A 7,512-nucleotide genomic window follows, 5' to 3' on the forward strand; every position below is an offset into this window, starting at 1 on the left:
ATATCATCAACTCCCCTAAGGATAGGATGATCTGCATCCCGGTCTACTCCATCAATCAAAGCTCTTGTTCCTTCTGATTTATGAATTCCGTGATGGGCAACCCAAGTTTCTCCGACAAGCTGCTGCCCAAAACCACCTTCCCAACCTTGGACTTTACTGTTCCAAGTCCATTTATAGAATGGGGAATTTTGATCCTTGATGGCAAAAGGGTGAGTTGAAGTTCTTAAAGCAATAAATGGCTTTCCTGCTTTGAAATAATTCTCTAAATGCTTCATTTGGTTCATGGGTAAATCCCTGAATCGGATCAGCATGATTACAAGATCTGCTTTTTCCAAATGCTCCAACCCGGGGATATTATTCTGATAACTTGGGACTACATTTCCGGTTTCTGGTTCGATGGGGAATAAAACAGTCGTATTGAAACCGTATCTTTCTGAAAGAATTTTTGCCATCATAGGCATTGACTCCTCGGAGCGATATTCATCGTCCCCTGAAATCAAGACCACATTTTTACCTTCCCCGGGTCCGGATTTTCCTTCAAATTGGAGAAATGTCTTGCCATTTTGTGCGCAAGTCATTGAAATCGAAAAAGGAAGGATCACAATAAAAAGTGCTGTAATTTTCCTTGCAAAAGCTGTTTTCATAGTATTTTGGGATTGAGGACAGAAGAAATAAAATTATCATCCTCTATCCAAGCAGTTTTTGAATTTAGGTTTAATTAGTGTCAAAAATGACAGGAAAAAACTTTCCACCCATTTTTTCACCTTTTGGAATCACCGGTACACCTTGAAGTAAGGGTTCATCGGTATCCGATATAGTTCCATCTGCAAAAACATTCAGCACAAAGGCTCTTCTAGAGTAATCAGAATAATTGGCAAAACTTCCATGCACCATTAAAGGATGATGAAAGGTAGCATAGCCCGCTTTTAATGGGATAGCAACAGGATTAAAATCCGCTAGCTGTTCTTTACTCAGCATGGTTTTGAGTCCATCCATTTCCCCTGCCAAGGCTGGTTTTTCCAGCAAGCCCCAATGATGACTTCCAGGAATATAATTCAAACAGCCATTTGCTTCCGTGGCATCATCCAAACCACACCAACAAGTCAGATGTTGCATAGCTATGGTTCGAGTCCAATAGGAATAGTCCTGATGCCAAGCCACATTCCCTCCGTGTTTCGCAGGTTTACAAAAAAGCTGATCATGCCAAAACCTGACAGACTTATCTCCAAGTAATTGACTGGCTGCCATTAGAAAAGCAGGGTTCCATATTACATCATGAAAAGCAGGGTGAATCCTCCAATGTCCTAAAGAATGAAACAATACTTGATTTGGATCTGAGGATTCATTGCTATGGAACTCATGAAACAAATGATGCATGGGATGCTTGGGGTTCGAAACCTCTTCCAAAGCTTCTTTTAATATTCGAATTTGGTTTTCATCCAATAATTTAATCCCAGACAAGTAACCATTTTCATGGAAAAAATCGACTTGATCCTTAGAAAGCCGATATTTATCCCATTCCTCTTTTGTTTTAGGCCGATCAAATAAATCAGTAATCGGTTGAGAATAATCGGAAAGATCTCTCATATCAAAGGCGCGTTAAGTAGATAAGGAAGTTAGTAAAAAGTTGATTTTAATCTTCCAAATCGCCCTAGTTTTTCAAATAAACATCGAAATCCATTCCGTTAGTTTTCAATGATTCAAGGATTAAATCGAAAGAAATAATAATGAATTTAATTACTTTTTCCCTACTATTAAGTTAGCAAAACCCACTAATGATCATGTTATGAATCAAAAAAGAAGAAATTTTTTAAAAGCCAGTGCCCTAGGGCTTGCCGGTATTTCTTTCATTCCATCCTATGTTCTTGGTAAGCCATTAGGATATGTGGCTCCAAGTGATAAAGTAAACCTTGCCTGTTGCGGTATAGGTAATCGAGGTGGTGAAATCATCAAAGCCCTTCATGCTACAGGACTTTGTAATGTAGTAGCTCTCTGTGATACAGATATGGGAGCCCCTCATACTGTAGAAGTAATGAAGATGTTTCCTGATGCTAAGCAATTTCAGGATTTCAGAGTGATGTTTGATGAGTTTGGAAGCGGTTTCGAAGCAATTACAGTTGGCGTTCCAGATTTTGCTCACTTTCCGATCACCATGCTTGCCATGTCTGAGGGAAAGCATGTCTATGTAGAGAAGCCAATGGCCCGAACTTTCAATGAGGTTGAGTTGATGATGAAAGGTGCAAAGAAGCATAAAGTGGTAACCCAAATGGGAAATCAAGGCCATTCAGAAGCAAATTATTTCCAGTTCAAAGCTTATGTGGATGCGGGTATCATTAAGGACGTTACTTCTATGACAGCTCATATGAACAGCCGTAGAAGATGGCATGGTTGGGACCCGAAAATCACAAGTTTCCCGGCTGCTGAGCCGATTCCATCTACCTTAGATTGGAACACTTGGTTGATGGCAAGGGATCAGCATGATTATAATAAGGACTTTATAAATGGTCAATGGAGATGTTGGTATGATTTCGGAATGGGAGCTTTGGGGGACTGGGGAGCTCATATCATGGATACTGCCCATCAGTTCCTTGATCTAGGTCTGCCTTATGAAGTAGATCCAGTATTACTCAAGGATCATAACGACTTCTTTTTCCCAATGTCAACTACGCTGGCATTCAAGTTTCCGAAAAGAGGAAAAATGCCAGCAATGGATATAAACTGGTATGATGGCCTGGATAATATTCCTCCCGTGCCAGCTGGCTATGGTGTATCTGAATTGGACCCAAACATTCCACCACCAAGCAATGGACAAATCCAACCGGCAAAATTAAACCCAGGCAAGATCATTTATAGTAAGGAATTGACATTCAAAGGTGGATCACATGGAAGCACCCTGTCAATCATCCCTGAAGAAAAAGCAAAAGAATGGGCGTCTAAACTTCCAGAAGTTCCAGAAAGTCCTTCCAACCATTTTGCTAATTTCTTAAAAGCGTGTCAAGGTGAAGAAGAGACGAGGTCTCCTTTTGAGATTGCAGGACCATTAAGTCAAGTATTCTGTTTGGGGGTTCTTGCGCAGCAAACTGGCGAGAAAATCCAGTTTGACAGAAAGAAAAAACAAATCACCAACAGTTCCATGCTGAATGAAATGCTTGTTGGGGATCCACCAAGAAAGGGATGGGAAGAGTTTTATACGCTTTAATTAAGTAAGAGTAATAAAAAATAAAAGCTGAAACGATAACCCGTTTCAGCTTTTTTTGTATTTCAGCAAACTAATTTTTCTGCTGTTATTTTTAGAATTTAGGACATGGAAGAATGGTGTCTCTTCTATTAGGCTGACCCTCATATTTATTCGGTAGCGTCCAGGAAAGACTGATTTCATGTGCTCCACCTGATTGAATCCCCAATTGTGAAACAGTATAGTCAAAACTATACCCAACATTTAATCCACTCAATAAATTAACTCCCACCATCATGACGATGGCATCTCTATTACTTTGGTTTTCTACTGGCTTGTAAGGTAATCCCCTGTACCAAAGTCCAAAAACTATTGGTTCAACATAGAAATAAGCTCCTACATCCAATTGCTCGAAAGGACCTTGTCTCTTATAATTAATAGTAGGAGTCAAGTATCGCTTACGGCGAATATGGGTAAAATCCTGTCTCATGCTTCCTTCACCAAGATCAAAGCGATATCCAGCATGCATGGAAAATTTGGCCGGCAACTTACTGACCCCATCCAAAAATGATTGATTTGGCTCATTTACATGATGAGCAGAAATACCAACCCAAAAATCTTCTGTGAAAAACATTCCACCAAGAGATAGGGACAACATACTTACGGGATCACCAAGACCGGGTAAATCTGTTCCTGGAAGAATCGGGCCAAAAGGATCACTTGGATTGATTTGATTAGCGAAAATAAGGTTTTCATAAAACCCTATTTCTCTTCGAATATAAGAAGCTTGAAACCCAGGACGGAAATAAGCATTGTCACTTATTTTTAGTTCATAAGAATATAATGCAGAAATTGTCGTTGACCTTAACTTTGAGGCTCCTTCTGTATCTTGCATGACCATAACACCAATTCCTGAATTGTAATTTGGCAGGTATGTATCGTAATACGCCGAGAAGGTAGTGAACTGAGCATCAATACTTGGCCATTGGTTTCGGTAGTTGAATCCAACTCGCCCAGTCAATTCACCACCTGCCATTGCAGGGTTAAGGTAAAGTGGCGCGGCATAATATTGGCTATATTGTGGGTCTTGCCCGAAGGCATTAAACTGCAGTCCTAGAAAGCAGAGTGAAAAAAAAACTATTAAATGCAGAGACCGTAACAAAGATTTGTTCGTTTATTTGATTATTCAGTTGGCTTTTAAAACGATTTACCTGTTTGGTTGTTTTAAAAGCAGTTCGAAAATTATGAAAAGCAACCCTAATTCCATAAGGTTCAAGTACATTTTTACCCTTTCGCTTCTATTTACGCTATTTGCGGTAGATTCAAAAGTCCTTTCTCAAGGATATAATGAAAATGAATGGATTTTTGGAAGCTGCGAAACCGGAGAGAGTAATTACCTCTCTTTTGGTAAAGGTAGTTCCCCTACAGTTCAAACCTTACCAAATACCGTGCTACTTGGTAAAAATAATAGCGCGATTGCAATAGATCCGATTACCGGGCAGCCTCTTTTCCAAACAAATGGCGAATTAGTATATGATTTTAGCCAATCCCCAATCGAAGGATCTGCTCCTGGTCTGAATGGAAATGTTGATGGCACCCAGCAAGTAGCTACAGGTTTTTTGGAATATGATCCGGATGGAAATAAATTATTTTACATTTTTTACATTTCAGTATCTGGAGAGCTTCAATATTCTTTAGTAGATATGAATGCTCCTGGTCAAGCAACGGGAAATGAGAGACCACTTGGGGAAGTTGTTTCCAAAGACATCAACATGGGGAATGCTTCAGGGGCTTTACTTGTTGTAAAAAGTCCTTCTTCCCCTTCCTACTTAATCAGTTTTGATGGAGGAAATCTGGTTTCTCAAAGATTGGATGCTGGAGAAGGTAATTTCAGCACAACTGATACCGAAAGTCTTCCTTTTACTCCTGAAAGAATAATTTTTAATGAAGTATATCAACATTTAATTCTGATTCCTCAAGATAGCAATGATGAAATTATAGTTCTAAAATTTGACACCTCAACAGGGACTTTTGGGGAGTCAAATGAAATTACAAACCTACTGGAATCTGGAGAATATGGTGGAGCTGATTCTTCTCCTGATGGCGGTTTTGTTTATTATTCATTGGGGAATCAACTTTATAGGGTTCCAGAAAGTGACTTAACTGCTATTCCTGAAATAATCCCTATCTCTCCAGGATTAAACGCTGTATATGATGTGAAAATTGGCCCGGATGGAAGCTTATATTATATCTATGAGGAAGTCGCTGGAGGCCCACAGCTCATAGGAAAAGTAGATAATCCGGATGAACCTGATTTGACTTTAGTGACTTTGGACGAGGATCCATTTATGGGAGCGGATTTTTGTGGAAGAGTATTTCCTGTTTTTGCACCTAATGCTGACATTAGTCCAAATGTGGATTTTACCTGGGATCCGGATATGCCTTGTGCAAATAATCCTATCCAGTTAACAAGTAATATAACTCCAGAAAATTATAGACCGGCGAGTTACAGTTGGGATTTTAATCCTCCGCTGACTGATTCGGATGGTAACCCAGTTGAAGCCGATTATAATCAGGAACATTTTTTAATTCCCGCTGATGCAGCTCAAGGAACAGATATCACGGTAACCTTAACGGTAGAATATGAGGATGGAGAAACTCAAACCTCCACAAAGACAATTCCGCTTACCGAGAACAATTTAGAAGCCAATTTCTCTCCTTCTGATACGACCCTTTGTAATACATGTATTGATATTGGGCCTTTGTTACAAGCTCAGGCAGCTGGTCAAGATGGCGAAGGGCCCGGTGGAGGTGGAACTGGAGGAGGTACAGGAGGTGGTGGCGATAACTACGAATATTTTTGGTCAAACTATCGAGATGAAGGATGGGGTACTAGGCAGGAAAATGAAGTATGTCAGCCTGGTTTATATTGGGCGCTTGTCAGAGAGCCTGGATCTTCTTGTTATGCTTATGCAGAAATCCGAATTAAAATTTGGGACCTTGATGATCAAAGCAACAATATCTGGTATTTTGGAGATGGGGCGGGTCTGGACTTTAATCCTGACCCTGATGATCCGGATGCTCCAACCCCAAGACCAATAGAAAATCGTCATCCACAGGATATTCCTGCAGGAACCACAACAATTTCAGATGAAACTGGACAAGTACTGTTTTATACTGACGGAGCCACTGTCTGGGATCTCAATGGAAATGTCATGGAAAATGGCGATTCCATAGGAGGTGATAATTCTGCCAGTCAATCCGTTTTGGCAGTACCAGTTCCAGATGAACAAACTTTATTTTACCTATTTACTACCCAAGAATCTGCAAATGGAACAAATGAAGTCAGCTATTCTTTAGTTGATATTAAAGCTGAAAACCAAACCGGAGTCGGGAATGTAGTCACAAAAGACAATTTTTTATTCAGCCCATCGACAGAACATACTGCCGCTTTAAATGCAGGAGATACTACCTGGATGATGTTCCATGAGCTGGGAAACAATACTTTCAGAGCATACCCAGTATCAGCTTTGGGAATTGGACCACCCGTCCTGAGTTCTGTGGGAAGTAACCATGGATTTAATTCAGGTGTTGGAGCTATGAAATTCAATTCAGATGGCGACAAATTGGCTGTAACCATATCTGAAGGTGGATGTAATAAGTTAGAGATTTTTGATTTTGATCAGAGCACCGGTGAATTGACCGAATATGCGCGGATAGATCTCGGCTGTGATGGAGATGTTTATGGTTTGGAATTTTCAGAGGATGGAGATAGAGTCATGGTTTCATATAGAAATGGTGGTCCAGGGATTGAAGAATTTATTATAAAACCTGTTGAAAATGATGACCCCGACGCCGCTATTTGCCCTTCCTGTTTTGAAAATGCCAATACTCGAGCAGAAATAGAAGCCTGTATTAATAGTACAAAAAATGCAATCAGCGGGACTTCTGGGCTCAATTTAGGAGCAATCCAAATCGGTCCAAACGGACAAGTTTATGTAGCTGTTGTGGGATCAGATAGAATTGGTCAAATAAGTGTGGGATCAGGTTGTAATTCCTCCAGCACATTTACAACAGATGCCGTTCAGCCTATGCCTGGGACTTCCAATTTAGGTCTTCCTTCCTTTGTACAAAATTCGGGAAGCTCAATTCCAGAACCTTCTCTTTCAGGTCCACCAAGGATATGTTTGGATCCTGATCTTGGAGGTGGAGCTATGTTTGAGGGGGCAGGTGAACCTGATATAGATAGTTATTTCTATACCATCACTGATGAAAACGGTGTAGTAGTTCTGGATAATTTTGGGGGACCTGGTGACCAATTCCAGAGTTATGAGCAT

Annotated in this window: 3 protein-coding genes and 2 pseudogenes; 2 read left to right on the top strand and 3 right to left on the bottom strand. The window is 40.3% G+C overall.

Annotated elements, in window-relative coordinates:
- Together Q0L68_RS13345 and Q0L68_RS13350 are read right to left on the bottom strand one after the other, a co-directional pair.
- Positions 1-644: pseudogene (locus Q0L68_RS13345) on the bottom strand (hypothetical protein); the annotation flags it as partial.
- A gap of 70 nt (positions 645-714) precedes the next feature.
- Positions 715-1,587, bottom strand: a complete 873-nt coding sequence (locus tag Q0L68_RS13350) for a phytanoyl-CoA dioxygenase family protein (RefSeq protein ID WP_296704015.1) — start codon at positions 1,585-1,587, stop codon at positions 715-717.
- Between the two features lie 199 nt (positions 1,588-1,786).
- Here Q0L68_RS13350 and Q0L68_RS13355 point away from each other — a divergent pair, with 199 nt between their 5' ends.
- The gene (locus tag Q0L68_RS13355; protein ID WP_296704019.1) at positions 1,787-3,199 is read left to right on the top strand and encodes a Gfo/Idh/MocA family oxidoreductase; all 1,413 of its coding nucleotides are present in this window, start codon (positions 1,787-1,789) and stop codon (positions 3,197-3,199) included.
- A 91-nt stretch (positions 3,200-3,290) separates the two neighbouring features.
- Here Q0L68_RS13355 and Q0L68_RS13360 read toward each other — a convergent pair whose 3' ends face one another.
- Positions 3,291-4,337, bottom strand: coding sequence for a type IX secretion system membrane protein PorP/SprF (locus Q0L68_RS13360; RefSeq protein WP_296704022.1), 1,047 nt, complete (start codon positions 4,335-4,337; stop codon positions 3,291-3,293).
- A gap of 82 nt (positions 4,338-4,419) precedes the next feature.
- Here Q0L68_RS13360 and Q0L68_RS13365 point away from each other — a divergent pair.
- Positions 4,420-7,512, top strand: a pseudogene (locus tag Q0L68_RS13365) (hypothetical protein); the annotation flags it as partial.

This window comes from Algoriphagus sp., assembly GCF_024642405.1.
Lineage (GTDB): Bacteria > Bacteroidota > Bacteroidia > Cytophagales > Cyclobacteriaceae > Algoriphagus.

What these genes read in the sequence shown, in the direction of transcription:
- Q0L68_RS13355 (WP_296704019.1), top strand. Translation starts at nt 1,787, where the DNA reads ATGAATCAAAAAAGAAGAAATTTTTTAAAAGCCAGTGCCCTAGGGCTT.
- Q0L68_RS13350 (WP_296704015.1), bottom strand. Translation starts at nt 1,587, where the DNA reads ATGAGAGATCTTTCCGATTATTCTCAACCGATTACTGATTTATTTGAT.